Here is a 26,783-nt window from a genome sequence, read left to right as displayed (position 1 = left end):
CATCGTGCCGCCGAACTGCCTGTCTGGCTGCACAGATACAATTGGCATCGTCCACATGGCAGCCTAAAGTCAAAAACGCCTATCAGTCGCCTCGCCCTGATCGAGGACAACCTGTTGAAGCTCCACATCTAGGGCATGCGAAAATAGAAAATAACGGGCAAAAAGATGCGCCTTTTCCGACTCCGAGCCTAGATGGTTGAAAGCCTCGAAGTACTCCTTCGTCCGCTCGAGGAGATCTCCCGCATAAAGCGCCAACGGCTGTGACACGGTGACCCTCGGGCGCGCCTTGACCTTCGGCGTCTCAGGTCCACTCTTGGCCATCTCAGATTATCGGCTTAATTCCGGTGCCGGTATGCGACAAAGCCGAACAGAGTAGCCGCTGCGACGTTGAAGATTGCCCACAGCTCGCGCGGCAAATGAACCGGCATGAACGGGTTGAAGATCGCTGCCGCTCCAAACAGCGCCCAAGCCAGGGTGCGATTTTCAGGGCCTGATCGCCACACCATGGCTCCGCAGTAGATCCCGGCGAAAAAGACCACCACGCGGAGGAATTGGTAATAGCCGTACGGCCATGGCGCTACCGCCAGCAGCGAGGCAATAGCTACACAGATGCAGACCAACCGGACCGTTCCGGCCGGCGTCGAAAAGCATTATTTTCAGCAAACTTGATCCTCAAACGCCCAGCACGGTTGTTAGTGGAGTTTCGGCGCCCGCCATATATTTGAAAAGCCAGATTGCCCAAGTGATCGGCCAAATGAACGCCAACATCGCATCCAGGCTCAAGTTAATCAGGATTTTTACGACCACTGATGCATGGCCCTGCCATGTGTCGACGACATTCATCACGTAGGTGATCGGCCCGCCCAGCATGAAGAGGAGGCCCAGCGGAGCTGACATGATGTTCTTCAGCATGTTTGTGTCCCTCAGAAAGGCGTGACCTTCAGTGACAGTGATACGCGCCGGTCTTATGGTTGGTATGGCAACCGTTGGCATCAGTGCCGCCACTGTGTGCAAACGCGCCGGTCGCGCAAGCGATTATTGCAGCGGCCATAGCCGCGAGAAATGTTGTTTTCATTTTATTGCCCTCCCAAAGTATTTCAGACAGAGCACTATTGCCGGTCGGGCACAAGCTGCTCGTGGCACTGTGAACACAAATAGGATAGATGCTCCTCTGTGCAGGCCAAGATCGGGCGAGGAGAATACTTTGGATGGATTGCGATTGATGCACGTCCCGTTGGCGATCCTGCTGACATGGCCAAGGGTGGCGACGGCAAATGAATGCCTCTCGAAGTACACCAAGACCGACGTCTGCGCCTACGCAAAAAAAATGCAAACCGAAATGGCTCCAGCATTGCCCATGCTGATCAGTTCGAACATCTCCGTTCGGAGCATCATCGCAATCGGGCCAAGGATCGTTTTCAACGCCACCTGGGCTCAGACCGATGCGGAAGTAGACGCCAAATTGTTGGCTGCTGGCGTCTCGCGGCCGGTCTATGTCCAGAAGATCGATGAAATGACCAAAAACTATGTCTGTCGTGCGGAGGAACTATCTGCCTTCGTTCGCCTGGGCGGTGAGATCCAGTACACGTATACGACTGTGGATAATTTCCCAGTCGCGAACCCGCTCGTAGCACTCTGTCCTTAGAGCATCGCAGCACGGCTCATGACATGACTAGTCGCGGCCGATCAACCAGTTGATCAGCAGCCATGATCATTTGTTGGAACTCAATTGAGCCTGATCCGCACTAGCAAGTGGATAGAAGTGAATGTGCGGTTGCCCTTTAGCTCTACTATGCATAGAAACCACTCTGCCGGGGGGCGTAAAGTTGGGGTTGTGAGTGCGTGGGCTCTAAATTCGAAAAACTAAATAAGTTGCGTGACTCACTGCGAGAATCCAACCACGATTTTCGGGCGAGCACTCAGCTATTCAACAGCCTGGACCCTGCCAAGATCGACGGCGACCTGGATGTCATTAACCGCGGAAAGCAGCGCGGCGAGGTGAACCAACCCCCGAAAACGGCAAAGAATCTCGACGATGTCGAACATGCCATCGTGGAACGCGTTGAGGATGAGAAGAAGGCTGCGCATCACACTCTTGAGGACAACCTGCAACTCCTTGGAGGTCGTCTTGCCGGCCTCGATTTCGAGGAACAATTCGGTCTAATCCGTCAGACGAATGCCGCTAGCGTTTCGGACTTCAAAGCCTCGGTCGCCGTGGGCCTCGATGAACTTCACGGCCTGAGAAGGGCCCTGAACGACGCCGAAAAAGAGCATGCATGGTTTAAGGAGAAGCACGGTCTCGTTCGTGCCGCGCGTGTGCAGCACGGTGCCGCTCACATTTTCCGGCTATCGCTTCTGCTATTTCTGTTTCTGGTCGAGACAGCGATGAACGGCAACTTCCTGGCCAAGGGCAATGAGCAGGGATTTTTTGGTGGCATCCTTGAGGCTGCGGCATTCTCTTTCATCAACATCGGGGCGGCTTTGCTCCTGGCGGTTTTCTGCGCTCGTCTCGTCACCCATCGGTCGTTTTTCGTAAAATTCGTTGGGATCATTTCAATCCTTTTCTATATCGGCTTGGCGATTTCGATAAACTTGGCGCTAGCGCACTACCGTGAGGTCAGCGGCTCGCTCGCTGACGGCGCCGGCGCTGAGGTCATCCGTAATATGCTCGCCAATCCAGCGGGTCTCACGGACATCAAGTCCTGGTTGCTGTTTGCGATCGGCCTGATGTTTTCGCTTTTCGCTTTTATCGACGGCTGGTTCGTGCTCGACCCTTACCCAGGCTACACTGGCGTTGAAAATCGGCTCGTTCGACGGCGCGATGACTACATCGATCGAAAGAAGGAACTGATCGAAGAGCTGCAGGATGTCCGCGACGACCACAACGAAAAAGTGGAGGAAATCGTCAAGCAGCTTGGTAGTCGCCGGCGCGAGCACCGCGCGATTGTCGATCATCGATCGAGGCTTCTGGCTCTTTTTGCGCAGCATCAAGACCAATTGGAGCGAGCCTGCAATCAGCTTTTGTCGATGTATCGGGAAGCCAACATCCAGGCGAGGACCGAGCCGGCGCCCAAGCATTTCGGAACGCCCTACAAACTTGATCGCATCAAGCCATACGTCACCGGCGAGCGGGAGTGGAATGAGGGAGATGTTGGCGCATCAATTCGCCAGGCGCAGGAGGAACTCAACGAGCAGGTTCGTCTGATTGGTCAGGAATGCGAACGGGGAATTGAGCAGTACCGAGATCTTGATAAGCTTCACCCGGACAGCGTGAATGTCTAGGCGAACCCGCAGACGCAAGAAAGGCAATGCGGGTACCATTGCCGCGGCCATTGCCCTTGGTGTGCTATCCGTTGCGATGTTGGCCGGCTTCGGCTGGATGTGGACCAGGTCTGGCAATGGCCATATCGACGCCAACACGAATTGCCCATTGGACGGACCCTCCAGCCTGACCGCCGTCCTCATCGACGCCACTGATCCAATTTCGGCAACGACGATGGCTGATCTCAAGAACGAGTTCCGAAAGACCATTGGGCAGGTCGAGCCGGGTGGGTATGTGAGGATTTATACCCTGAGCTCGGCGCCTGGTGAGCTGACGGTGATGTTCGATGGATGCAATCCCGGTGATGGGTCGACCGTCGATAGTTGGACCAACAATCCTGCGCGGCGTCAAAAGAAGTGGGAAAACGCCTTCGGCGATCCTTTGAACAAACTTCCCGATGAAATCCCGAATGCGGCTTCCGCGAGCCAATCTCCGATCATGGCTGGAATTCAGAAAATCAAGCTGTCGCTCTTCGATAGCAGCTTGGCCAAACAGGGCAGTCCCAAGCGATTGGTGGTCGCCTCTGACATGATCGAGCATACGACGATTTACTCGCAGTACCGATCGGGACTGGATTACCAAAAATACCTCAACAGCGCCGCCGACCGCACATATGGGACGTCGCTGGATGGGGTGGGCATCACAATTCTTTATATCGATCGGGCAAAGAAGCCATTTCAGACCCTGGATCACGCGGAGTTCTGGACACATTGGGTCCAGAACCATCACGGCGAGTTCGAAAAGCTGGTTGGCTTGGATGGGTTAAACTGATGGCGAGAGCGCACGACAAACCTTTGCTGGATCATCCACGTCTGCCGGTCGTGGTTTTCGCGGCATTGACACTCGGCGGGTGTGTATTCATCGCCATTGCAAAACTCTCAGGCGTAAATCCGATCGTCGCGGCGGTAGCACCGGCCTGCCTGATGTTTTTCTATCTCGGGGTTTCGATCTTTGCTGGAAAGCTACAACTGCACGACGAGCAGACCGGCGATAACCTCTACTATATGGGCTTCCTGTTCACCCTGACGAGCCTTGGGGTCTCGCTGTTTCAGTTTGGAACGGAAGGCTCAACCGACACGATCGTCCAAAATTTTGGCATCGCGATCACGTCGACGATCACCGGTATTGCTCTGAGGGTTTTCTACAATCAGATGCGGCGCGATCCCGCGGACATTGAGCGAACGGCGAGGCACGAACTTGCCGACATGACACGGCGTGTAAGAGCCGAGATGGAAAGCGTAACCAGGGAGTTCGCCGACTTTCGTCGTGTCAGCCATCAAATGCTCGAAGAGGGCTTTGCAGAGATTGCCGAGCAAGCGGCACGCAATGGGGAGCACATTCGATCTGCCCTGGACAATATTGCCATGGAATCGATCAAGCCTGTCCAAGAGGCGTCTGCCAAGCTCAGTGACGCGTTGCAGCACAATTTCGGGCAAGTCGAAACCCAGTTTGCTTCGATAGCGAACCGCGTTGGAGCTGCAGCGGATTTGCTGGATAAAGCCAACAGCTCGATGTCCAACTCTGTTGGAAAGCTCGGTAATCAAGCCGACAATATGGCTGCCAAGCTGGAAAAGGTGGTTGTTCCTGATGAGGTGCTGAAGAACGATCTGGCGCCGATGGTCAAGCTCCTGGGTAATGCTGTCGCACAATATGCGATAAAAACCGAAACAGCCTCGCAAGAGCAGCAAACGCGGATGACCGGTCTTGCCGACGCAGTGATCAAGGTGGCGACTGGAGTGGAGAGAGCGGCAGCGGCCGCAGAAAAGACCGCAGAAACTGTCCAAGCGCAGCAGCGTTTGACTGAGGAGTTCATGGCTGTGATGCAGAAACACAGCAATGAAACACGCGGCCTCGTCGCAACCCTTACACAACATAGCCTCCCGGCCGTGCGCACTCCCCAGCCTCTGAGCAATGCGATAGCGAACGATGTCGAGCGAGTGGCGGCACCTTCCACTGTTGCCTCCCCTGTGGAGACGCCAATCAAGGTTTCGGATGACACGGAGGGCGACACCTTCCGATCGTTAAGCAGTCCGGCGGAGGTGGAGAAGGGTGAACCGCCAAAGAGAGCAAGTTGGTGGGGCAGGTGAGTGAGGTTAGCGGAACAGCCATTACGTTTGAGCGCAAGGGCTATGGCCGCGGCCTGATACTCGGCCTGACGATGGCTGAGACGATGCTGCTTCTCGTTTTCTGCCTTTTGCTTGCTGCAGGCGCGCTCATCGCCAAGACAAAGAAAGAGGCTGCGGCAGCGCAGAAGATTGCGCAGTCCCTCAATGAGAACGCTCGCAAGCTTGACGAGGAAAACAAGCGGTTGCTGGCTCAGCTGAATGCCATGGTCAAGCCTGCAAGTCGACGCAATGTACCAGATCAAGAATGGCGTGAATTGGTCCGGGCCAAAGAGGCCGCAGAGGCAATCAAAAAAGTGGGACTGACCCTTGAGGAAGCGGTGAAAAGCGCGCCGGCCGCCAAAGTCCTCTCTGACAACGACGTCGACGTTGATCAGGCCAAAGCCATGATCGAGAAGATGAAGGTTCTGCGCGAGCTCGGCTACGTTGGCACGGGCAAGACGTCCAAGGATCTTGCTGACGCACTGAAGAAGGCAAGGAACGAGGCCTCTGCTGACAAGCCACACGATTGGCCACCGATCATCAGTCTTAGCGAGCTCGATGGCTATAATTTCGATACTGGAAGTGCGGAGCTTTCCGGTGGCTTCAAAACGAAGTTGCGGCAGATGTCGAAGACCATTGCTGGAATTGCAACTTCCTATGGTGTGGACGTCATTGAGGTGATTGGCCACACGGACGAGCAGGCGATGTCCGGTGACTCATCGAATATGGACAGAGGCCTTCAGCCCGTACTGGCGCGCAAGATGGACATTGGCACACTCCATCCTGCCGACAATGCCGGGCTTGGATTAGCGCGAGCGATCTCCGTCACAGGCATCCTGCGCGATATGCCGGAACTGAAAGGCTTCACCATCCTGCCAATGTCCGGCGGCCAGTTGATATTGCCTGGCGACCGGCTCACCGACGGCGCACAGGCCGGCGACGTCAAGGCGAGGAGGCGAATTGAGATCAGGGTCAGGCAACGTTCGCGAGAGACAGATATTGGACTGGTTCCGGTACCAAAGTTGTGAGGCGAACTGCCCTTGGGTTTCGCTCACAGGGCTTGGGGGGGATTGCGGGGATGGGGTTTTACGTTCGAAAATCGATTAGTGCGGGACCTTTCCGCTTTAACTTCTCGTCTGGCGGGGTTGGCGCGTCCGTTGGCGTGCAAGGTCTTCGTATCGGGACTGGCCCACGAGGGCATTATATTCATGCAGGCGTCGGCGGTCTCTACTACCGAGGCACTTTGGGAAAGCGCAGCGCCAAGCAGACGCTGCAACTGTCTGAATTCCCATCTGGGCCAAAGCCCCATCCAACATCCTCACCCGTGGAATATGTCAGCGGTGGCGTCGTGATGAGAGAAATCGAGTCCGCCGATGTGATCGAGATGCGTGATGAGACATTTGCCAATGTGCTTGATGAAATCAATGCGAGGCAATCGCAGACGCGAATGTCGCTCATCCTGGCCGTGCTGTTTGGGATCGCCGGATTGATCGCAGGCGCAATGCTGGGAGGTGGGGTGGCGCTGATCGGTATTGCTGCCTTTTTGCCGGGCATGCTTATTGGCAACTGGTTGGACAGCTACCGCCGGGTGAGCGTGCTCTACTATGATTTGGAGCAGGACGCGGAGGCGGCCTACGGGCGACTTGTCGCCGCCTTTGACACGCTCACACGCTGCGCGGCGAGTTGGCATGTCGCGGCTGGTGGCAAGATAGAGGATCTGACGACTTGGAAGCGCAATGCGGGAGCCACGATGTTGGTCGATAAAAAGTCGACGACGCTCCAAGCTTCCTTGCCGACGGTTGTTCGCAGCAATGTCACACCACCGTCGATACACGTCGGCCGGCAAATCCTTTATTTCATGCCAGACATGATTTTGGTGAAGGACGGAAACCAGTACGGTGCCGTTGGGTATGGAGACCTCAGGACGCAATTTGCCCCCAGCAATTTTATTGAGACCGGCAAAGTTCCATCTGATGCTGAGATCGTGAGCTATACCTGGGCTCATCCCAATAAGAATGGCGGACCCGACAAACGCTTCAGAGATAATCGGCAGATCCCTGTCTGTCGCTACGAAGCCTTGCGGTTTTCTAGCCCATCCGGGCTCAACGAGCTGGTGGAATTTTCCAAGACAAACGTCAGCCAGCCCTTTTGCCAGGCTCTATTGGCACTCGCGCAAATGCACCGAAACGCTGGTGGCCAGTCCGGCTTGCTGAAAGCGCGCTAAGGAATTGGCTTGGTCAGCAAATGCCTTCGCACGGAATTCCGTCGCCGTCCCGGTCCAATTTGGGTCCCCAGCTACAGTTATTGAGATACCAGCGCGCCTCATCGCATGAGGAGATTTGCTTACAATAGCGACGCGGTTGACACGAATAGCTCTGAGCTATTTGGCGACGGCCTGTAAGGCCGTAGGATGTGTCATTACCGGGTTTATTGTTGGCTGCATGTGTTGCTCGCCAATCCCAAGGGGCTGTGAAAGTGCCAACCCAGATGCCAATCTTGGCCCTTTGGGCATCTGCCTGTTGTGACGCGTAACTACCATGGCTGTATCGAGGCCAATCCAGGGCATAACCCTGTTCGACCATCCAAGACGCAATGCTAGCACCGTCCGCCCGCTGACAATCACCAACGAAGCGGTTGTAACGATCCCACGAAACAAAGTTGCACTGGATGGGTCGGGATTGACTGAGGAAGATGTCCAGTGCTTCTGCGGATTTGCGGCCGCATGGGTATTCTTGCCCGCTTGCGTCGCTGCAGTTTTGGCTGCTTTCAGGTGCGTCGATGCCATTGAAACGAATACGCTGTCCGTGGATCTCGATCGTGTCCCCGTCAACGATGGACGCTACGCCGACGATAGGCTTCGGTTTTGACCCGAGTGCGCTTGCTGTATTGGGTCCCGCGATCTGGTTGCCCCACCCTGTAAAGTAGGAGGTGACATAAGCGCCCACTGCTAGCGTGATCACCAGGATCGCGGCTAATGATTTATGTGAAAAGAAACGCTTGCGCATAATTGAAACCCGGCCGCGTCTTGGCCGCGAGCTGCGGCGATGGGAATAGCGATCGCGATTCAATTTTCGATCCTTTGCGAAGCTGCCAAATGTTTTGCTAGCGCGTCTTTGACTTCTTGGCTGCTGCTTTCTTGGGCGCGGCTGCTGTGCGACCGAGGCCAATCGATTTTGCCAATCTGGAGCGATTGGCTGAATAGTTAGGCGCGACCATGGGGTAATCGTTGGAGAGGCCCCATTTTTGGCGATAGGCGTCGGGCGTCAGTCCAAAATGCGTGTTCAAGTGTCTCTTGAGGGACTTGAACTTTTTGCCGTCTTCGAGGCAGACGATGTAGTCTGGAGTGACTGAGCGCTTGGGGTTGACCGCGGGAACTTGGTCGGGTTTTTCCGGTTCGGACGGCTGGCCGATACGCGCTAATGACGAATTGATGCTGGCAATAAGGTCCGGCAATGAGGAGACCGGCACTGAATTCTTGCTCACATAAGCCGCAACGATATCGGCGGTAAGCTCCATCAGCGCGGTGGCCGTATTTTGGATTTCGTCAGTCACTTCATGGCTCCGGACTTCTGCAGTGAAATCCCGATCTATTACTTATCGGCTAAAAAAACCAGTAGAGGGAGGATACTAAATGCCAGGCGCTAATAGTGATGAATGTTAAAGCGCCAATCAGAATGCGGAACCACGAGAGACGGTGGATTGATTGGGCGCGGCGTTTTCTTTGTATGACCAGGAAAGCGGCTTGAGGCTCACAGGCGGATGCATTTAGATTTGGACGAGTAGGACCTACGCATGACATTTTCGAAAGACCCGCCGCCGGAGGTTAAGCCCCAGAAGGATAAGGCAAAGACTGGATCTGAATTGGACCGCGTTCCAAGTGCGGGAGCCATTCGGGTCCGCAACGGACTCTCTGTGTCAGAAAAAGACATTGTGGAGGCGGCTAAATACGGGGGCAGGGAGCGAGAATCCTCGTCGGATAGCGACTAGGCAAAGGGGGCCAAGAATGCAGGCTCTGACCCATATCACACGTCGCAATATTGGACGGTGTCCAGAAGTGATCGCAGTCGTTTCTAATTGAACACGGCTGTTTTTTCTTGCGCGAACGCTCTACGCGGGCTCTAGCTGGTTCTCCTTTCAAAGGGGATGTAAGTCTTGGACGTAAAACAGTCAGTCTTCCAAAGCGATCTCCCTCTAAAGGAGAAACTCGAGCGCGCCAGGATGGAGTTGCTCGATCTTTCCGCCCGCAATCGACTTTTGAATGTGCCGCGGTTTTCCAAGAGCGCGAAGACGATCGATATCGTCGATGAGAAGTCGTCCGAAATTTATCGATTGCTGGTGACCGAAGGAAAGGCTTTTACCTTCCTGGCCGGCAAGCCCGATAGGCCGAAAGCGGGCCAGGATGAAAGCAGCCCTCCAGACGAAGAGATCGACTATTCCCCCGTCGCTCTCGCCCAACCAGAGGACGATGGAGTCGATAACAGAGGGATATCCGCGCGGCACTCGGACACCAAGCTGCAGACGCGTATGACCCCAACTGGGCTGCAGCGGCGGCTCCTTGATCTCTACCATGATGCCCGCACACTCGAGGAAGAGCAGGGCGTCAATATCCTCTTTCTGGCCCTTGGAATGCTGAAGTGGATTGACCCGAACAACAAAGAGAACATCCGTCAGGCCCCCCTCATTTTGGTGCCGGTTCGGCTTGAGCGAGGGGCCGCTGGAGAAAAATTCCGCCTACGAGCCCGGCCGGAAGATCTTACCGCAAACCTCTCCTTGGAACTCTATCTCGACCGCATTCACAAGCTCGCTCTGCCGCGTTTTGAGGTGGGAGATGACTTCGACGTCTCGGCCTATCTCGATGCCGTTGCCGAAGCAATTTCGACCAAAGAGGGTTGGGAGGTGCTTCGCGACGATATGGTGCTCGGCTTCTTCTCGTTTGCGAAGTTCTTGATGTACCGTGATCTGGATCCGGATCTCTGGCCCGATGGCGCAAAGATTATCGAACAACCGAAGATCCGCTCGCTTCTTTCAGATGGTTTCGAAACACGCGAGCCGCTTATGTCGGACGACATAGCGATTGATCCGCACATTGCGCCCGCCGAAATGTTGCATATCGTCGACAGTGACAGTTCTCAGACACTGGCGATCCATGACGTCAGAAAAGGTCGCGACCTCGTTATCCAAGGTCCGCCTGGGACAGGAAAATCGCAGACGATCGCAAACATTATTGGGTCGGCCGTTGCCGACGGAAAGACCGTGCTGTTCGTGGCCGAAAAGATGGCAGCGCTGGAGGTCGTCAAGCGACGGCTTGACACTGCTGGGGTGGGGGACGCCTGCCTTGAGCTGCATAGTAACAAGGCGAACAAGCGCATGATGCTAGAGGAGCTGCGGCGAACCTGGCAACTCGGATCGCCCAGGGGCCAGCTTCCTTCTTCCCTAACTGATCGCTTGCTGGAGGCTCGCGATAAACTCAACGCACATGCTGCACGAATGCACGTTGCGTTCGGAGCGTCCGAACTCACTCCTTATCAGGTTCTCGGCCAGCTAACCCGACTAAGGCAGGTCGGTCAGAAACCAGTGGACATCGAACTTACGGATGCCACAAGCTGGACAACTGACGGCGTTTCGCAACGTCGCAAATTGCTCGATGAGGTCTCTCAGCGGATCAACGAGATCGGCTTGCCGATCCACCACCCGTGGCGGGGAGTTGGCCTGGATGTCGTTCTTCCAACGACCATTGAGAGGCTCGTCCCACGCATCGCGGCGTTGCTGGACCAAGCCAAGGCACTGCACGCCAAACTGGTCGGTATCGCTGAGCGGATCAAGGCCGAGCCTCCGAAAATTCTCAGCGACAGCGGCGAGATAGAAGATCGCGCTGAGCTTCTCGCGTCCGCGCCTGGACTTCCTGCCGAGGCGCTCGTCTCGCCGGTATGGGATGAGCGTCCGAAAGACATTTCATCGCTTCTCTGGTCAGGAACGGATTTCGCCCGCAAGTCCGAGGAACTTTCGGAGCAGTTGGCGGCAACGGCTATCGACACGCCAATTGAAGGTCTCGAGACAGAGCTTGCAAAGCTTCCCTCGGAATTTCCGAAAGATGGTTTCCATCGTGCGCGACAGCTCACCATTCTGCTCCCACGCTTGAGGGAAGAAGCTGAGCGCCTGAATCAGGAACTCGGATCGGCGATATTGCCAGACACGTTGGCAGGCTTGCTCAGGCTGGCCGTGACCGGCGAGCGAGTAGCGGCAGCACCTGACGCAAGTCCGGAGGCCTTCGCAGCCACCGTTTGGGACTCCGGACTTGAGCAGGCAGGCGACCTTGCCGACAGCGTAGCGACGCTTGAGGCTGCCAGAGCCGACCTTCAGGGCAAGGTTGTTGACGCGGCGTGGAGCACCGAGGTGGCCGCGGCGCGGCAGGCGCTCGCCACACACACGGGAATATTGAAAGCATTGAACGGCGACTACCGTCGCGCCACAGCACTTGCGCGGACTATTGTGGTCGACCCTAGCGCGCCTGCGACGCAGATAGTTGGTCTCCTCGACCTTTTGATGAAGGGTCAGGCTGCCGCAGCAAGAGTCCGCGAAGGCGACGCTTTTGGCCGTTCCGCCTTCGGGGCAGATTGGCGTGGGGAGCGATCGGCTTCCGCGCCACTGCTCGCGCTAGTGGAGTGGATGCGGACTCTACGAGGGCTAGGCCCCGAACCTCGGATTATCGCCGGCCGGATGGCGGAACGCTCCGAGGCCGGTGCGCGTGCAGCGCGCGTTCGCAAGGTTATCGAAATCGGTCGGCCAATTATCGAAGGTTTCTGGAACGATCTCGGGCACCTCGCGTCATCCATGCTAGGCGACGTGGCTTCCGCCGAGCGGGCCTCGCTGCAACTGATGGAAGCGAAGGCGAGCACTGTAGCTCAAGCCGATGATGCGTCACGACAGGTTCTGACTGACGTTCCGGATCTAATCACTGAGCGGGTGGAGCTACTGCGCCGACTAGGCAGACTACAAGCACTTGCTCAAGGGATCGATGCGGGAGAGAGCCTTGGCAAGTTCGTATTCGGCTCGTCGTGGCACGGTCGAGGATCCGATTGGGCCGCTCTCACGCAAGCCGAGCTTTGGCTGAAAGAAAATGGCTCGATCCGACATCTGGCTGCGCGGTTGCCTGAAAGAATCGAGATCGCAAACTCGGCACGTTCAGCACGTGAAGCGGCCCAAGCGGCAGCGCGGGAATTGAAGGCGCTTACAGGGGATTTGAAAGCCGATGCTCCCTCCTTGTTTGGAGTAGTCGATTTTCCGGACGTCGCGATAGGCGAGGTCGTTTCTCGGCTGCAGGGTTGGCTCGATCATCAGGAGCAGCTCTCGAAATGGGTTGCCTATGAAGAGCGATCCGAAACGGCCCGAAAGGCTGGACTGGGACAGTTGATAGACGGCCTAGCCAACGGCCAGATTACAACAGGATCGGCTCGATCAGTTTTTGATATGGCCTACTACGAACGAATGTTTCTGGCGATGGCGACCGATGAGCCGGAGCTGGCAAGGTTCGACGGGGAACTGCATTCCAGGGCTGTACGTGACTTCGCAGATCTGGACCGCCAGCGCATCAAGGCCGGCGCCATCGAAGTTGTAACGGCTCATCACCGGAAAATTCCTTCAAGAGACGGCGGAGCTGGACCTGTCGGACTGCTTCGTTCTGAGATGGCGCGCAGACGAGGCCACATGCCCATCCGGCAATTGATGCAGAAGGCAGGCCCTGCCATCCAGGCGCTGAAGCCAGTGTTCATGATGAGCCCGCTTTCGGTGGCGCAATTCCTGTCGCCCGGCCGGATGTCCTTCGATCTGCTCGTGATGGACGAGGCGTCTCAGATCCAGCCCGTGGACGCACTTGGCTCGGTCGCCAGGGCCAGTCAGGTGGTCGTCGTTGGCGACGAACGCCAACTGCCACCCACGACATTCTTCGCGAAGATGACAGGCTCGCAGTCTGAAGATGACGAGGGTGAGGGCGCGCAGGTCGCCGACATTGAAAGCATCCTCGGCCTGTTCACGGCCCGCGGCTTGCCGCAGCGTATGCTGCGCTGGCACTACCGTAGCCGTCACCAATCTCTAATCGCAGTATCGAACAGCCAGTTCTACGAGAACCGGCTTTTCATCGTGCCAAGCCCTTATACCCAAGAGGCAGGTATGGGGTTGCGGTTTCATCATGTGCCGGAGGGGGTCTTCGATTCCGGCGGCACAGGAACCAATCCGGTAGAGGCGAGAGCAGTAGCGGAGGCGATCATCCGTCATGCGAAGGTGAACCCGCAAGAGACTCTAGGCGTTGCAACATTTTCGGTTAGCCAACGCCGCGCGATCCAGGATGAACTCGAAGCGCTGCGGCGACTAAATCCCGACACCGAGGAATTCTTTCACGCTCATCCAAGCGAGCCATTCTTCGTCAAGAACCTCGAAAATGTTCAAGGCGATGAGCGCGACGTGATCATGATCTCGGTGGGGTATGCCAAGAATGCCCAGGGATACATGGCCATGCGTTTCGGCCCTCTTGGCGCGGAAGGCGGCGAGCGTCGGCTCAACGTCCTCATAAGCCGCGCCAAGCGCAGCTGCGAAGTATTCGCGTCCATCACAGACGAGGACATCGACCTGGAGCGTGGCAAAGGGAAAGGCATCTTCGCCTTCAAGCTCTTCTTGCACTACGCGAGAACAGGGCGAATTTCGCTTGCCCAAGTCACGGTTCGCGAAATGGATTCAATCTTTGTAGAACAGGTAGCCAACGCGCTGATCGAAATGGGTTATCAGGTTCATGCTCAAGTGGGCATTGCCGGCTTCTTCATCGACCTCGCAGTTGCGGATCCAGAGAGGCCAGGCCGCTATATTCTTGGCATCGAATGCGATGGCGCAGAATATCACTCATCTCGCTCGGCCAGAGATCGAGACCGGCTTCGGCAGTCGGTTCTGGAAGACCATGGTTGGATCATCCATCGCATCTGGAGCGCTGACTGGTTCCAACGGCCTCGTGAGCAGCTGGAGCGAACCATACTAGCGATTGAGGCCGCCAGAAAAGAACTCGATGAGCGGGCCGAATTGGGGGTCCAGAGAAATCGAGCTGTAGCCGTGCAGGTTGTTACGGTCGACCGAGGCAACGTGACGGAAATCGGTCTCGAAAGCACAAACGGATCCGAGACACCCAATCGAGCCTACGAAGAGGCCGAACTAAAGCGACCGGGATCGTTCGAACTCCACGAGACGCCCAGCGGAATCATGGCCGGACTGGTCGAGCAGGTCGTGGCTACAGAAACGCCAATCCATGTCGACGAAATAGTTTCGCGTATTCGGGACGCCTGGGGTCTGCAGCGGGCCGGTGGCAGGATTCAGGATGCAATCGAGCGGGGGGTAAGCATAGCACAGAGAGGTGGTTCAGTAGCCCGTCGAGGCAACTTCTGCTTCAAGCCAGGTGTTCCTGTTCGTCTCAGGGATCGCAGTGGGGTCGTGTCCGCTGGATTGCGCAAGCCCGAAATGATTGCGCAGGACGAGGTCGCCCAAGGCGCTATGGAAGTCGTGAAATCCAACCTCGGTGCGACAGAGGAAGAAATCGCCACAGGCGTTGCCAGGATGCTGGGCTTCAAAGCCACAAGCGCACAATTAAGGCAGCTGATTTCAGCTGGGGTCGCCGATTTGGTTGCCAAAGGAGTGTTACGGTCCCAAGACGGCTTGTTGGTGGCCGGCGAATCCGCGAGCGAGAAATTAGCTGAAGTGTAACGGGGCGCTGCAGCGCCCTCGTTGCAATTTCTGTCGAAGCTCGGAACACCTCTTTTGCTGGCGGAGGCCGAATGGCATTTCGATTCGTACACACGGCCGATATTCATCTCGACTCGCCGCTTCGTTCGCTGGCGATGCGAAATCCCGATCTTGCCGGGCTGGTGGGCGACGCCAGCCGCCAGGCATTCGTTTCGATAGTGGATCTCTGCCTTGAGGAACGTGTGGCCGCGTTGGTCATTGCTGGCGACCTATACGATGGCGACCAGACTTCAATGAAGACAGCGCGGTTCTTGGGCGCGCAGATGACACGCCTGCACCAGGCCGGCATCATGGTTTTCAAGATCCGCGGTAATCATGACGCCCTGTCGCGGATTTCCAAACAGCTGGTATTTCCCGACACCGTTACCATCTTTGGTGGTCGTGCTCAGTCGGTATTGCAGACAGCCGGCGGTCTGGACGTCGTATTCCATGGTTTGAGCTTTGCGAACCCTAAGGCGCCGGACAGCCTGTTAACCAAATATCCGGCGGCTCGTGAAGGGGCCGTCAACATAGGCATCATGCATACCAGTCTGGCTGGATCGCCAGGTCACGACGTTTACGCGCCCTGCAGCATCGCTGACTTGCACGCCCACGGTTTCGACTATTGGGCCCTCGGCCACATCCATGCTCGCCAAGTCCATCCTGGCGCCAGTGCCGTGGTGATGCCGGGAATACCGCAGGGGAGGGATATCAACGAGGCCGGTGAGAAATCAGTCACCCTGGTGACGGTGCGCCACGACCGTTCGGTGGAGATCGAGGAACGGCTGACCAGCGTTGCGCAGTTCGAACGGGTGAGCGTCGACCTTACCGGAGCGGTGGAGTGGCCCGAGGCCGTCGCGCGTGTTCGCTTCGCACTCGAAGAGATGCGGGCAACCGTCCGATCGCGTCATGCTGTGGCTCGCATTGGCCTGACAGGAACGTCACCACTGATGTGGGCGCTGATCCGCGACAGGGACCTCCTTCTTGCCGAAGCCGAACAGGCTGCGGAACAGCTAGGCCATACGTGGGTGGAGAAGCTCGAGCTTGACCTCGCGCCGCCTCGGACGGAGACCGCCGAGGATATTGCTGATCCGATTTTCGAACTCGAGCAATCAATGCGTGCCGATGCCACCTCGGAGGCCTTCCGCGCTGAGGCGAGGGCGTTCGTCCAAAAGATGGTCGCCGACCTTCCGGCCGACGGGCGGGATTTTGCTGGGACGGACGAAGCCGGGCTGGAACAGTTCCTCGATCAGGTGCTTTCCAAGGGCGCGGACTTGGTGACTGCCCGCCTTAAGGCCGGTGGATCGTCATGAGGTTGCGGCGCCTTGACCTCATTCGTTATGGAAAGTTCACCGATCGTTCGATCGACTTCGGACCCAAACCGGAATCCGGACCTGATCTGCATATCGTGTTTGGCCTGAATGAGGCCGGCAAATCGACTGCGCTTTCGGCCTATCTAGACTTGCTGTTCGGCATCGAGGAACGGAGCCGCTACAACTTCCTGCACGAGTACAGTGCCATGCGCATCGGCGGGGTGCTGGAACTGGCCGGCTCCGAACACACGTTCACGCGTACGAAACAGCGCAGTAATTCGCTATTGAATGCGACGGGCCAACCGGTAAGCGAGGTGGCGATCACGGCGCATCTCGCCGGTCTGTCGCGCGACGCCTACACGACGATGTTCTCACTCGATGACGAGACGTTGGAAGCCGGCGGAAAATCTATCCTGGAGTCGCGGGGCGACCTCGGCAAGCTTCTGTTCACGGCCAGCGCCGGTCTTGGGAACGCAAGTGATACGTTGAACGCCCTCGAGGCCGAAGCAGACGCTCTGTATCGGAAGCAGGCGCATGGAACCGAACTGGCGCTGTTGAAGAAGCGCCTTGTTGACGTAAAGTCGCGCAGGGATGCGATCGACACCCTTGCATCAACCTACGAGGGCCTGGAGGCCGAACGTCTCGATGCAGCGCAGCAGTACGGCCGAACCATCAGCGATCGGGCGGTGCTGGTGGCCAGGCTGGATACCTTTGCTCGTTACGTGCGTGCTGCGCCGATGCTGGCGGATATCCGGCGCAAGATTGCCCGGCTGGATCAGCTGCCGGACATCGCCTCCCCAGCCCGGACATCGACGGGAAGTGTCACCGAACTGATCGATGACGATGCCAGCCTCAGAACGCGGCTGTCCGCAAACATCGACGAGACCGAGCGCCTGGCGGAAAAAGTCACTGCGGTCGACGAGGACGAACCGATCCTGTCGATTTCCGAACGCATTCGCGGGCTGGCGGAGAGCAAGGTGCGCCATACCGCGGCTGGCTTTGACTTGCCCACTCGCAGGATGGAGCTGCAAATCCTCAACAACAGCGTGGCGAGCTGCCTTGCCGCCTTGGGCCGATCTTCCGAGGCGGATCCTGGCGCGCTGCTTCTGCCTGCCGTCACCGTTGGCGTCGTTCGCGCCATGGTCGAGCAGAGGTCCGGGATTGCTACCGGGATGCGTGCCGCTCGCGACGAAGCCGCGGCGGCACTCGATGCGCTGCAGGTGGCAAGGCAGCGGGTCGGCGAGGAAAGGGCGGTGCCCGAACCTGCCAGGGCAAGGCTGGGCTCGGCTTTGTCGAAAGCGCGAGCAAGCGGACACCAGGCAGAGATTAGGACGGCTCGCGAGGCGGAAGATGCGGGAACAATCCGATGGAAGGCGGCGCTCGCGCGCTTGCGTCCATGGAACGGAGATGCCCTCGCTCTCGCCAACGTCGCGGTTCCGAGCGCCGGGCAGATTGCCGCCTGGAAGACGGTAGCGTCAGAACTGGCAAGGAACACCGCCGTACTTGCCGAACGCCTTGCTGAATACGAGGGCAACCATGCCATGCTCGCCGCACGATTGGATGCCCTTCGTGCCTCGGGCGACATTGTCGACGATGAAGCGGCTACCGCCATCCGCCGAGTTCGCGATGATGCGTGGGCAACGCACCGCGCAGCGCTGACCGGTGACACCGCTGACGACTTCGCCGTGGCATTGGCGCGCGATGACATTGCCAGCGCAGGCCGGCTGGCCGGCGCGGCGGATCTGGCTGAGATCCGGGCAACTACGCGCGAGCTGGCCGAGGCCGCGGCCAACCTGTCACGCAACGGCATCCAACGCACACAGCTCGGCAAGGATGTGGATACCCAATTGTTGGAAATCCGCGCGGCCGCCAGGGACCTGCTCGGAGACGCCGTGGAACCTTCGTCTGAGCGCCTGATCGAAAGGATCGAGGATCAGATCGAGGCGCGCAGCGATGCGCTCGCTGCCTGGGAGCAGATCGAACTTGCTCGCTTGAAGGCCGAGCGAGCCGCTGACGCCGGCGAGCAGATACGCTTGGAAATGAGAGCAGTGCTGGGAAGCGTCGGCATTGTATCAGAGTCCAACGACACCCTCGAAGCAATCATGGCCATCGCGGAGCCGTTTCTGGATCGGCAGCGCAAGGTGGACGCCGAGTATGCCGAGGCGCTCAGAATGGTGAGCTCCAAAGAAGAGGATCTAGCGGCACGACGGGTTGCAGTAGGTGTGGCGGAGCGTCGCGAGGAGGAATGGCTGGCCGGCATTACCGAAGCACTCAAGGGAACTTGGCTCGAAAGCGGGCTCTCCGCATCCGGCGTCGGCACTGTGCTCGATCAATTGGCCGAACTTTCAAGAAGCCTGCAGGAACGGGACGACCTGCAGCTGCGTATCGACAAGATGGAGGCCGACAGGGCCAATTTTCTGGTCGAGGTCATCGCCGTTGCGGTTGAAGCCGACGAGCCGACGAAGGATACCGACCCGGAGCAGTTGGCCATCCGCCTTGCCGAGCGCCTAGAGCGTGCCGAGCGGACACGTGAAACGAAGGCAAGCCTCGGCAACGACCTGAAGCGCCTCAAGGAGGCGCGCGACATCCTCGACACTGAGATTTTGGCACACGAACGCCGCAAGAACGAGGTGCTGGGCGTCTTTGGTGTCGCCACTCTGCCCGAGGTAGTCGAACGCGATGAGCTGTTGCGTGAGCGCGATGGCTTGCGCACCACCGTCGCCGAACTTGAGGAACGGATAGTGGCGGAGCTCGCGGTCGACGGATTCGAGCAGGCCCGCTCGATCCTGGACGCGATCGATTTCGACGGCCTCGCGGTCGAGAAGGCTGAGGGTGAGCAGCGGCTTCGCCTGTTCGATGAAACCATCCAGCAACAGCTGATCCGGCAGACGCGCGCGGCCGACAAGCTGGACGCCATCGGCGGTGATAGTGCGGTTGCACGCCTGGATGCTGAACGGCGCACAACCCTGCTGGAAATCGAGGAGAAGGCCGTTCGCTACATAGAGCTGAAGCTTGGCATCATGTCGGCTGGCAATGCTTTGCGGATCTACCGTGAGAGCCATCGCTCCGGCATGATGGCGCGCGCATCAGACGCGTTCAAGCTAATGACGCGTGGCCAGTATTCGGGGCTGACAACCCAGCCTGTAAGAGGTGGTGAGGTTCTCATTGCTGTGCAGGGTGACGGGCAATCCAAGGTCACCGAAGCGCTTTCAAAGGGTGCACGATTTCAGCTGTACCTTGCCCTAAGACTCGCCGGTTATTACGAGTTCGCGCAATTTCGGCCCTCGGTCCCATTCGTCGCCGACGACATCATGGAGACGTTCGACCATATTCGCTCGGAGGAGGTTTTCAGGCTGTTCGGAGCGATGGCAAACACAGGTCAGGTCATCTACCTGACGCACCATAAGCATCTATGTGAAATAGCTGAGGCTGTCGTACCGGGAACGAGGATCCATCAACTCGCACAGTAATTTTCTCCGGAATACGTGAACGAACCAGTGAAGGACGCCGAATTTGACGGCAAGTATGCGCCCAAAGTCAGACGTTCCGGCAAACTTCGCGTTCGTCCAAAAGCGGACATATCGCCCGAGCCATAGACGGCCCCGATGTGCCCATAATGGACGTCCTGCAAATTCATTGTCCTGCCGAATCTGGACTTCGAGAGCTGGCCCTAAACAGCAATTGTATCGCGCCTAGCCGTCCTATCGCCGGGGCGCCAATTGTAAACAACGGCGAACTATACCAATATCGTTACTGGCTTCTTCCGGTGCGACTCGGGAGAACGGGATGGGCAATGAACGCGAAGACGCAAACGGGAAAACACAGCGCCGCTGGCCAATACCTCGGCTATGCGCTTCAACCTGTACGCCTTTGCTTTCACCTGCTCAACGCGCCTAGCGGCGCCTTGGTCTCTCTTGAACATTTAGACGATGTGGCGGTTCACCTGGTCGGCGGCGAAGTCGTTCTTGAGCAAAGCAAGAGCGCACTGAAGCAAAATCCGATATCCGACTGGGCTGCGGACCTGTGGAAGTCTCTGGCCAACTGGCTCAGCTTCATGGCGGCGGGAGAGATCGACCCGGCGACCAGCCATTTCCGGCTATATGTCACACCGGTGAAGGCGGGTGCCTTCGCGATCGCGCTGAACGACGCGAAAACAGATGCCGACGTGGAGGCGCTGGTCGCTAACCTCGCCAAAGCCCACAGCAAGCTGAAAGCTGCACCGGCATGCGACGCCGACGTCCAAGCTTTCCTGAACGCTGATGCGGCTCATTGCGCCGCCTTGGTCAAGAATCTCGCCGTTATCAGCGTCGATGCAGATCCCGTCGATCCGATACGCGCGATCTTCAAGCCGACGGTCTCTCCGCTCATCATCGACCTAGTGTGCGAACGCGCGATCGGCGCTGCGAAGGAGGCGGCGGACAGGCTGATTAGAGCTGGCAAGCCCGCCATCTTGGACGTGGACGCGTTTCAGGCCGAGCAAAGAGCATTTGTTCAGAAGAACAACCTTCCAGGGCTGCTGTCGTCTTTCACCAAGCAACCGCCTGTCGAGGCCATCGAACAATTGATCGCCGACCGTCCCGCCTTCGTCCGCCAACTCGAGCTGATCGAGGTGGGAGACGAAGCGTGCGTCCGGGCTGTTAGCGATTACCTTAGGACGCTCGCCGACATCTCGATCTGGGGCGAAAGCGGGCTAATCTTTGAGAAGAACCTAAGTGACTGGGACGATGATCTTGTCGGTCGCTATGAGCACGTCAGTGCAGAGGTGCACGACATACAGGCCGGACACCCCGCAACGGTTCGTGGTAGAATAGTTTACAGGCGCTGCGCGCAGTTGCAGCCTCCACTCGATGGTCGAGTCGTCCCCGGTCATTTCGTCCACGGATCATTCAACGCCCTTGCCCACGGCCTGCGCCTCGGCTGGCATCCCGACTACCAGACTCTTTTGGAGCCAGCGACTTGATTGAGGCTGGCCGATCGCACCTACCGCTCAGCGACCTCGCCCTTGTCCAGAATCCAGGACTTGGGGCTTTCGCATTGTGGCAATTTGGCCAAGGTTTCCAGGCTGAGGACGAACGTCCAGCGCCGTTCGCCTTGGCGTTTCTCGTGCTGCCAATCGTCCTGCATCGCGCAACGCTCGAAATCGTGACTTCGACAAACCGACCCTCTGGACTGGCGCTCTTCGCGGCCAAGCTCGGGAAGGAACGGGAACAACTCCTCGCCGTCCACGAGCGAGCGCTGCTGCTGCGTACTCTGACATTGCAATCGGCCGCTGTCGGTGTGAGCGGGCGGCTGCTGTCCGTGGATTACAAGGATGCTACTTTAAGAGCAAACGTACCAGAACCGAAACCGAGGAGGCTCGTCCTTCCAGAGCGCGTCAAGCACCTCGGACCTGCCTCGGAGAAATTGGGTTTCTGGTTTTCGAACCTGGGGACCGCGCAGGTGGCCAACCTGTTACGGGTGGAGTTCTAGATGTATTTCCAGCTTCGAAAACTGATCCTTTGGCCCCGCAATGGTGCAGCGCCGCGGGTCGTCAAGTTCGAGCCCGGTGTCGTCAACGTCATCAGCGGCGCGTCGAAGACCGGGAAGTCCGCCGTTATCCCTATTGTTGATTACTGTCTGGGCTCGGAGAAATGCGCGATTCCGGTGGGCGTAATCCGCGAGAACTGCAGCTGGTTCGGCATTCTGATCGAGACGCTGGAGGGCGAAAAGCTCTTGGCGCGACGCGAACCGGGGGACCAACAGAGCACAGGCGACATGGTGCTGCTGGAGGGCGCACAGGTCGAAATTCCGGAGACGATCACCGACAAGACCACCAATGTCGACACGGTCAAGCGCGCGATGAACCGCCTGGCAGGACTGACTGACCTCGACTTCGAACCAGGTACAGAGAATGGATTCAAGCAAAGGCCAAGCTTCCGCGACCTCATGGCCTTCACGTTCCAACCTCAGAACGTGATCGCCAATCCCGACGTGATGTTTTTCAAGGCCGATACGACGGAACACCGGGAGAAGCTAAAGACCATCTTCCCGTACGTTCTGGGCGCGGTCACGGCAAAGATTCTCCAGGCGCGGTTTGAGATCGATCGGCTCCAGCGCAACCTCCGCCGGAAGGAGGCTGAGCTACGCGCGATCGTGTCGGCAACTGGCGCTTGGCGGGCGGAGGCGGAGGCGTGGCTGCGTCAGGCAGTCGAACTTGGCCTAGTCGATTCCTCCACTGAAGTGCCGAAGGACTGGAGTGACGTTGTTGACCTGCTTCGGCGCGTGTCGAACAGCAACTCAAGTCTTGCTCGACCAAGCCTGGCCGGCATCGATGTGGTGCTGACGCGTCTGGAAACCCTTCGTGCGTCGGAAACTGAAATCGCCGCGCGACTTACCGAGCATCGTCAGCGCCTGAACGAACTGCGCCGTCTGGTGGAGAGCAGCGAGGCGTACGGCGACGCCATGCGCATCCAACGTGACCGCTTGGACCTTTCCACGTGGCTGAGGGACTTGGCCGACGAGTTCGCCGATCCGTTGGTCGCACTCGGGGACGGCGGCCGCGAGAAGGTCTTGGCCCTTTGCGACAACCTCGGCGGTCTGGAGATCCGACTGCGGACCCACCCTGCGATGTCTAACACGCTTGACAAGGAAATCCTGCGCCAGCGCGGCGCCGCTGAAGCGGTCCTATCTGAGTTGAACGATGTCCGTAGCGAGATAGCGGTGCTGGAACGGGACTCTGACGTCGCCCGAGACGAGGCCAATCGCTTCGATAGGCTTGAGCGCTTCCTCGGTCGATTGGAGCAGGCGTTGCACGTCTACGACCGCGCCGACCAGTCGTCGGATTTGCGGCAGGAACTCACCTCGCTGCAGGCCGATATTGCAACGCTGCAAAAGACGATCTCCGAGGCCGACATCCAGCGCAAGCTATTCAACGCGTTGCACCAAGTCTCCCATCATGCCAATCGGCTGATTCCGCAGCTTGACGCGGAGTGGCCCGAGGCCCCGATTAGGCTGTTGATTGAAGACCTGACCGTCAAGGTGACTAGGGGAACGCGTGAGGACTACCTGTGGGAGATTGGCAGCGGCGCCAATTGGCTCGCGTATCACGTCGCACTAATGCTTGCGCTGCAGCACTACTTCCTGGCCGAACCTCATCACCCAGTCCCTGGTCAGCTGATCTTCGACCAACCTAGCCAAGTCTATTTTCCTAAGCGGGCGGCGGGCGACGAGGGCCCCGACCTCATCGCGTGGAGGGATCAGGACGTGGTCGCCGTCAGGAAGGTCTTTGCGCTCCTAGGCGCTGAGGTCATGGCCGCGAAAGGTCGCCTCCAGATCATCGTGCTGGATCATGCAGATGAGGACGTCTGGGGCAAGCTTCCCGGAGTCAAGTTGATTGAGGAATGGCGTGGACAGGCCCTCGTGCCTCAGGCTTGGATTGCCGCCGCATCTTCCAACGGTGGATAATAATCTGCTGCCAGAGGAGAAGGCATGGCGAACGTGGACGAGATCAACCGTCTGACGGCCCTTGGCTTGAACGTCATCACAGCCATGGATGTCGCGGAAGGAAAACTAGACGAAGCCTTCGAGGTCGCCCGCGCTCAGGAGAAACGCAAGGTCGACATCTGGTGCAAAGGAAGAAAGAACATTCCGGTTGCACTGACTGCGATATGGGACTGCGATCCTGCAAACTTCTATCTCGCGTTCGACGGCGATGATCCCAGCGACCACGCTTCGACGGATTTCATTCTTATCGACGCTGATGTCACTGACGTTGGCGGCAGGCTTACCTACGCCGCCAGCAGGGACAAGGGTCCTTGGCATCAACGTTACAAGAGCAAGAGCTGTGGGATCGCCTACCGATGGCTGCATGGCCGCGGTGTCACACCGCCTTTGCTCGGCGAGTACCAAGGCCAAGTTCACATCGTAGGAGGCATGCACCGCTTCCATCTTGCCAAGCACTATGGGACGACGCGCATGCCATTCCTCGTCCGGAGGGCCGAACTAGCCGCAGTAATGGCGTTGATCCCCTCGGCGACCGACACCGCCAACTCGTAATGGCGGGGACTGCAGAAAAGAAGCGAATGAGTTGCGAACTTACCGGGATCACTCCCCGAAAGCTGACCGACGGCTTCCGGCCCCGTTGCGGCCATTCTTACTCCCGCACTTTGGCTTTTCCAGCGCTAAACCGGCCTTGGGCGATGAATGGAAACGGTCAGATGTTCCCGGTCTGTGCTCGAAAAGTCGCATAAAAGGGCAGACTGGTGTGACGTCCGGAATTATTGGGCCTTTCACGGGTTTACCGGTCCCGAATTATCGGTTGCTGGCGGGCGGGCTATGCGATTGAAAACAGGAGAGTTTTCTGGCTAAGGGTGGGGTTTCAGACTGAGTTTACCAATGCCCTTAATGACGATTAATTCTGGATTGGCATCAGGTGATTGGGTTTGCGCAGAATATAGCCGCCCTTATTGGTAAACCCGCTCACGGTCGACAACGGATTGGTCAACCTAGGACGACAGGATTGGTAAACCGGAGCCGCCCTATCGACGAAGGTCTAGCTTGGCGCATTCACTGTCGCCGGTAGGCAGATATTCGGGCGACAATCGGGACCAGCGTGCGACGCCGCCAAGCGTGAGACACGTCGGCTACGCCGCAAATCGACACGGTTTGACCGGGCGCAATACCGCACCGATCTTCTAATCTCGGCTTAATTCCGGAGAGAGGCAGATAATTCCGGACGCCACACTGATTGGTAACCTAAGGCCACCCACCACGCGGATTGGTAGCCCACAGGAATAGGTTTGGTAACCCTTATCGAGTGAGGGCCGCTCGTACCTTTCGGCGGGTTCGTTTCAGTTCTAAGCCCGGCTTAATTCTGGACAACGACAGATAATTCTGGACGGCACAGTGGAACTCAACGCGTTGTAAGGATGGCATAGAGAAGCAGTAGCCCTCCAGTCTCGCTACTGGAAAAATTCTGGAAAATGGGTCTGCTTGGCTGGACGCAGAACGTTGTGATTATTCAGCCGGCATTTCTGAAGCTTCTCGAACACAAACAGCTTGCCTTCGCGCACGCTATCTTCGAGCGACTTCGCCTTCGCCAGATGCGCCGCAATCGCGCTGGCCAGCATGCAACCTGTTCCGCGCATCGATATAGCAAGGCGCGGCGTGTCGAAGTGGATGGGTTCATGATCGGAGCGTAACAGAATATCGGCCGATCGGGGACCCGACGCGTGCCCACCCTTGATCAGCAGGGCCTGAGGGCCGACGGCCTGCAGTCTTTGTCCTTGTTGGAGCGCACCGTCCTCATCCGAAGCCGGTTCGGAACCAGTAAGGAGCGCCAGTTCAGGAAGGTTGGGCGTGACAATGCAGCAAAGCGGCATCAAATCGCGCTTCATGGCAGCGATAGCGCCTGCTTCCAGAAGTGCGCGGCCTGAGGTGGAGGCCAGCACAGGGTCGAGTACTGCCGGCACTTGCGGAAATTTGCGCAGCACTGCGGCAACGGCAACAATGATCTTGGCAGTCGCCAGCATGCCGATCTTGATTGTGGCTACGTCGTTGGCCTGTAGCGCGGCACACATCTGATTGGCCACCATGCTGGGTGGCGAATGATGGATTTCGATCACGGCGTCGTGCGTTTGCACCGTTAGCGCTGTGACGGCGAGACAGGTGCGCACGCCAACGGCAGAGATCGTCTCGATGTCGCGTGCTATTCCAGCACCCCCGCTGGAATCTGATCCGCCAACGACAAGCACATGCGGTTCTCGTCTCATCGCCATCGGTCCGTCTTTTCGATCCATTCTCGCGTGCGCGCTTCGGGGTCGAAGCTCAACGTGATGTCCGTGACCACTGCGGCGCTGTTGGCGCCGGCCTCAAAGACGCCGTCGAGGCGGTCGGGGTTGAGGCCGCCGATGGCGACCAATGGGATCGGCGCCACCCGCCGCTTCCACTCGCTGATCCGCTCTAGCCCTTGCGGTGCCCACTTCATTTTCTTCAAAGTGGTGGGATAGATCGGACCGAGCGCGACATAGTCGGGCTCGGCAAACATGGCCGTTTCCAGCTCGACATGATCATGCGTGCTCAATCCGAGCCTGACGCCCGCTGCCCGTATCCTCGAGAGGTCGGCCGTTTGCAAATCCTCCTGGCCCAGATGCACGAAATCGCAGCCTTCCTCGATTGCCAGGCGCCAATAATCATTGATGATGAGCTGGCTTTTGTGTTGGACACACCAGGCCTTCGACTTGCGGATCTCCGCGCGCAGCCCGGTTTCATCCATGGTTTTGATGCGAACCTGAATCAGCTTGACGCCGA

At 57.9% G+C, this 26,783-nt stretch carries 20 protein-coding genes and 1 pseudogene; 14 read left to right on the top strand and 7 right to left on the bottom strand.

Annotated elements, in window-relative coordinates; all coding sequences use genetic code 11:
- Positions 1-132, top strand: a pseudogene (locus EN993_RS09580) (IS481 family transposase); the annotation flags it as partial.
- Between the two features lie 203 nt (positions 133-335).
- Here EN993_RS09580 and EN993_RS09575 read toward each other — a convergent pair.
- From EN993_RS09575 to EN993_RS38435, 3 genes are read right to left on the bottom strand one after another with little or no spacing between them, the layout of a single operon-like run.
- The gene (locus EN993_RS09575; protein WP_063169433.1) at positions 336-620 is read right to left on the bottom strand and encodes a DUF6804 family protein; all 285 of its coding nucleotides are present in this window, start codon (positions 618-620) and stop codon (positions 336-338) included.
- A gap of 52 nt (positions 621-672) precedes the next feature.
- A complete protein-coding gene (locus EN993_RS09570) occupies positions 673-912 on the bottom strand; it encodes a hypothetical protein (RefSeq protein ID WP_082826591.1) in 240 nt (79 codons plus the stop codon).
- Positions 913-940: 28 nt separating this feature from the next.
- Positions 941-1,051, bottom strand: coding sequence for a YHYH domain-containing protein (locus EN993_RS38435; RefSeq protein ID WP_095770035.1), 111 nt, complete (start codon positions 1,049-1,051; stop codon positions 941-943).
- Positions 1,052-1,204: 153 nt separating this feature from the next.
- Here EN993_RS38435 and EN993_RS09560 point away from each other — a divergent pair, with 153 nt between their 5' ends.
- The 6 genes from EN993_RS09560 to EN993_RS09535 all read left to right on the top strand — a co-directional run bounded on the left by EN993_RS09560 (position 1,205) and on the right by EN993_RS09535 (position 7,651).
- Positions 1,205-1,645 (top strand): hypothetical protein, encoded by a 441-nt coding sequence (locus EN993_RS09560; RefSeq protein ID WP_126066778.1) that lies wholly within the window; start codon positions 1,205-1,207, stop codon positions 1,643-1,645.
- A 197-nt stretch (positions 1,646-1,842) separates the two neighbouring features.
- A complete protein-coding gene (locus EN993_RS09555) occupies positions 1,843-3,282 on the top strand; it encodes a hypothetical protein (protein WP_063169430.1) in 1,440 nt (479 codons plus the stop codon).
- Positions 3,275-4,093, top strand: coding sequence for a hypothetical protein (locus EN993_RS09550; protein ID WP_063169429.1), 819 nt, complete (start codon positions 3,275-3,277; stop codon positions 4,091-4,093). The genes EN993_RS09555 and EN993_RS09550 overlap by 8 nt, the downstream gene beginning before the upstream one ends.
- Entirely contained in the window at positions 4,093-5,409 is a 1,317-nt protein-coding gene (locus EN993_RS09545) for a hypothetical protein (RefSeq protein ID WP_063169428.1), read from the top strand. The genes EN993_RS09550 and EN993_RS09545 overlap by 1 nt, the downstream gene beginning before the upstream one ends.
- The gene (locus EN993_RS09540) at positions 5,397-6,455 is read left to right on the top strand and encodes a hypothetical protein (protein WP_224571173.1); all 1,059 of its coding nucleotides are present in this window, start codon (positions 5,397-5,399) and stop codon (positions 6,453-6,455) included. The genes EN993_RS09545 and EN993_RS09540 overlap by 13 nt, the downstream gene beginning before the upstream one ends.
- Positions 6,456-6,505: 50 nt before the next feature.
- Positions 6,506-7,651 carry a DUF4236 domain-containing protein gene (locus EN993_RS09535; protein WP_095770037.1) on the top strand — a complete coding sequence of 382 codons (1,146 nt, stop codon included), beginning with the start codon at positions 6,506-6,508 and terminating at the stop codon, positions 7,649-7,651.
- A gap of 13 nt (positions 7,652-7,664) precedes the next feature.
- Here the strand turns inward: EN993_RS09535 and EN993_RS09530 are convergent, their stop codons facing one another.
- Both EN993_RS09530 and EN993_RS09525 read right to left on the bottom strand, forming a co-directional pair.
- Positions 7,665-8,495 carry a thermonuclease family protein gene (locus tag EN993_RS09530; protein WP_127224212.1) on the bottom strand — a complete coding sequence of 277 codons (831 nt, stop codon included), beginning with the start codon at positions 8,493-8,495 and terminating at the stop codon, positions 7,665-7,667.
- Between the two features lie 34 nt (positions 8,496-8,529).
- On the bottom strand, positions 8,530-8,943 hold the full coding sequence (locus EN993_RS09525; protein WP_082826711.1) for a MucR family transcriptional regulator: 414 nt from the start codon (positions 8,941-8,943) through the stop codon (positions 8,530-8,532).
- Between the two features lie 636 nt (positions 8,944-9,579).
- Between EN993_RS09525 and EN993_RS09520 the strand changes: the two genes are divergently transcribed.
- The 7 genes from EN993_RS09520 (at position 9,580) to EN993_RS09490 (ending at position 24,530) form a co-directional block, all read left to right on the top strand.
- Complete coding sequence (locus tag EN993_RS09520; protein ID WP_063169424.1) at positions 9,580-15,165, top strand: DUF3320 domain-containing protein; 5,586 nt, start codon at positions 9,580-9,582, stop codon at positions 15,163-15,165.
- A gap of 71 nt (positions 15,166-15,236) precedes the next feature.
- Positions 15,237-16,496: a DNA repair exonuclease gene (locus EN993_RS09515; protein WP_063169423.1), complete on the top strand. Its 1,260-nt coding sequence runs from the start codon at positions 15,237-15,239 to the stop codon at positions 16,494-16,496.
- Positions 16,493-19,966 (top strand): AAA family ATPase, encoded by a 3,474-nt coding sequence (locus EN993_RS09510; protein ID WP_063169422.1) that lies wholly within the window; start codon positions 16,493-16,495, stop codon positions 19,964-19,966. Before EN993_RS09515 ends, EN993_RS09510 begins: the two co-directional genes overlap by 4 nt.
- A gap of 323 nt (positions 19,967-20,289) precedes the next feature.
- Complete coding sequence (locus EN993_RS09505; protein WP_063169421.1) at positions 20,290-21,456, top strand: ABC-three component system protein; 1,167 nt, start codon at positions 20,290-20,292, stop codon at positions 21,454-21,456.
- Entirely contained in the window at positions 21,453-21,965 is a 513-nt protein-coding gene (locus EN993_RS09500; RefSeq protein WP_063169420.1) for a three component ABC system middle component, read from the top strand. Before EN993_RS09505 ends, EN993_RS09500 begins: the two co-directional genes overlap by 4 nt.
- Positions 21,966-23,939: a DUF3732 domain-containing protein gene (locus EN993_RS09495; protein ID WP_063169419.1), complete on the top strand. Its 1,974-nt coding sequence runs from the start codon at positions 21,966-21,968 to the stop codon at positions 23,937-23,939.
- A gap of 24 nt (positions 23,940-23,963) precedes the next feature.
- Complete coding sequence (locus EN993_RS09490) at positions 23,964-24,530, top strand: hypothetical protein (protein ID WP_063169418.1); 567 nt, start codon at positions 23,964-23,966, stop codon at positions 24,528-24,530.
- A 905-nt stretch (positions 24,531-25,435) separates the two neighbouring features.
- Here the strand turns inward: EN993_RS09490 and EN993_RS09485 are convergent.
- Both EN993_RS09485 and EN993_RS09480 read right to left on the bottom strand, forming a co-directional pair.
- Positions 25,436-26,251 (bottom strand): hydroxymethylpyrimidine/phosphomethylpyrimidine kinase, encoded by an 816-nt coding sequence (locus EN993_RS09485; protein WP_063169417.1) that lies wholly within the window; start codon positions 26,249-26,251, stop codon positions 25,436-25,438.
- On the bottom strand, positions 26,242-26,783 hold a 542-nt coding region (locus tag EN993_RS09480), incomplete at its 5' end, for a thiamine phosphate synthase (protein WP_127263045.1). The genes EN993_RS09480 and EN993_RS09485, both read right to left, overlap by 10 nt.

This window comes from Mesorhizobium sp. M7D.F.Ca.US.004.01.2.1, from assembly GCF_003997785.1.
GTDB classification, from domain to species: Bacteria; Pseudomonadota; Alphaproteobacteria; order Rhizobiales; family Rhizobiaceae; genus Mesorhizobium; species Mesorhizobium loti.
This window is presented reverse-complemented; position numbering and strand designations above follow the sequence as displayed.

Bases quoted from the DNA above. Each gene is read 5' to 3' on its own strand.
- EN993_RS09505 (WP_063169421.1), top strand. From the start codon at position 20,290: ATGAACGCGAAGACGCAAACGGGAAAACACAGCGCCGCTGGCCAATAC.
- EN993_RS38435 (WP_095770035.1), bottom strand. From the start codon at position 1,051: ATGGCCGCTGCAATAATCGCTTGCGCGACCGGCGCGTTTGCACACAGT.
- EN993_RS09510 (WP_063169422.1), top strand. From the start codon at position 16,493: ATGAGGTTGCGGCGCCTTGACCTCATTCGTTATGGAAAGTTCACCGAT.
- EN993_RS09545 (WP_063169428.1), top strand. From the start codon at position 4,093: ATGGCGAGAGCGCACGACAAACCTTTGCTGGATCATCCACGTCTGCCG.
- EN993_RS09490 (WP_063169418.1), top strand. From the start codon at position 23,964: ATGGCGAACGTGGACGAGATCAACCGTCTGACGGCCCTTGGCTTGAAC.
- EN993_RS09525 (WP_082826711.1), bottom strand. From the start codon at position 8,943: ATGGAGCTTACCGCCGATATCGTTGCGGCTTATGTGAGCAAGAATTCA.
- EN993_RS09535 (WP_095770037.1), top strand. From the start codon at position 6,506: ATGGGGTTTTACGTTCGAAAATCGATTAGTGCGGGACCTTTCCGCTTT.
- EN993_RS09550 (WP_063169429.1), top strand. From the start codon at position 3,275: ATGTCTAGGCGAACCCGCAGACGCAAGAAAGGCAATGCGGGTACCATT.
- EN993_RS09515 (WP_063169423.1), top strand. From the start codon at position 15,237: ATGGCATTTCGATTCGTACACACGGCCGATATTCATCTCGACTCGCCG.
- EN993_RS09570 (WP_082826591.1), bottom strand. From the start codon at position 912: ATGCTGAAGAACATCATGTCAGCTCCGCTGGGCCTCCTCTTCATGCTG.
- EN993_RS09495 (WP_063169419.1), top strand. From the start codon at position 21,966: ATGTATTTCCAGCTTCGAAAACTGATCCTTTGGCCCCGCAATGGTGCA.
- EN993_RS09485 (WP_063169417.1), bottom strand. From the start codon at position 26,251: ATGGCGATGAGACGAGAACCGCATGTGCTTGTCGTTGGCGGATCAGAT.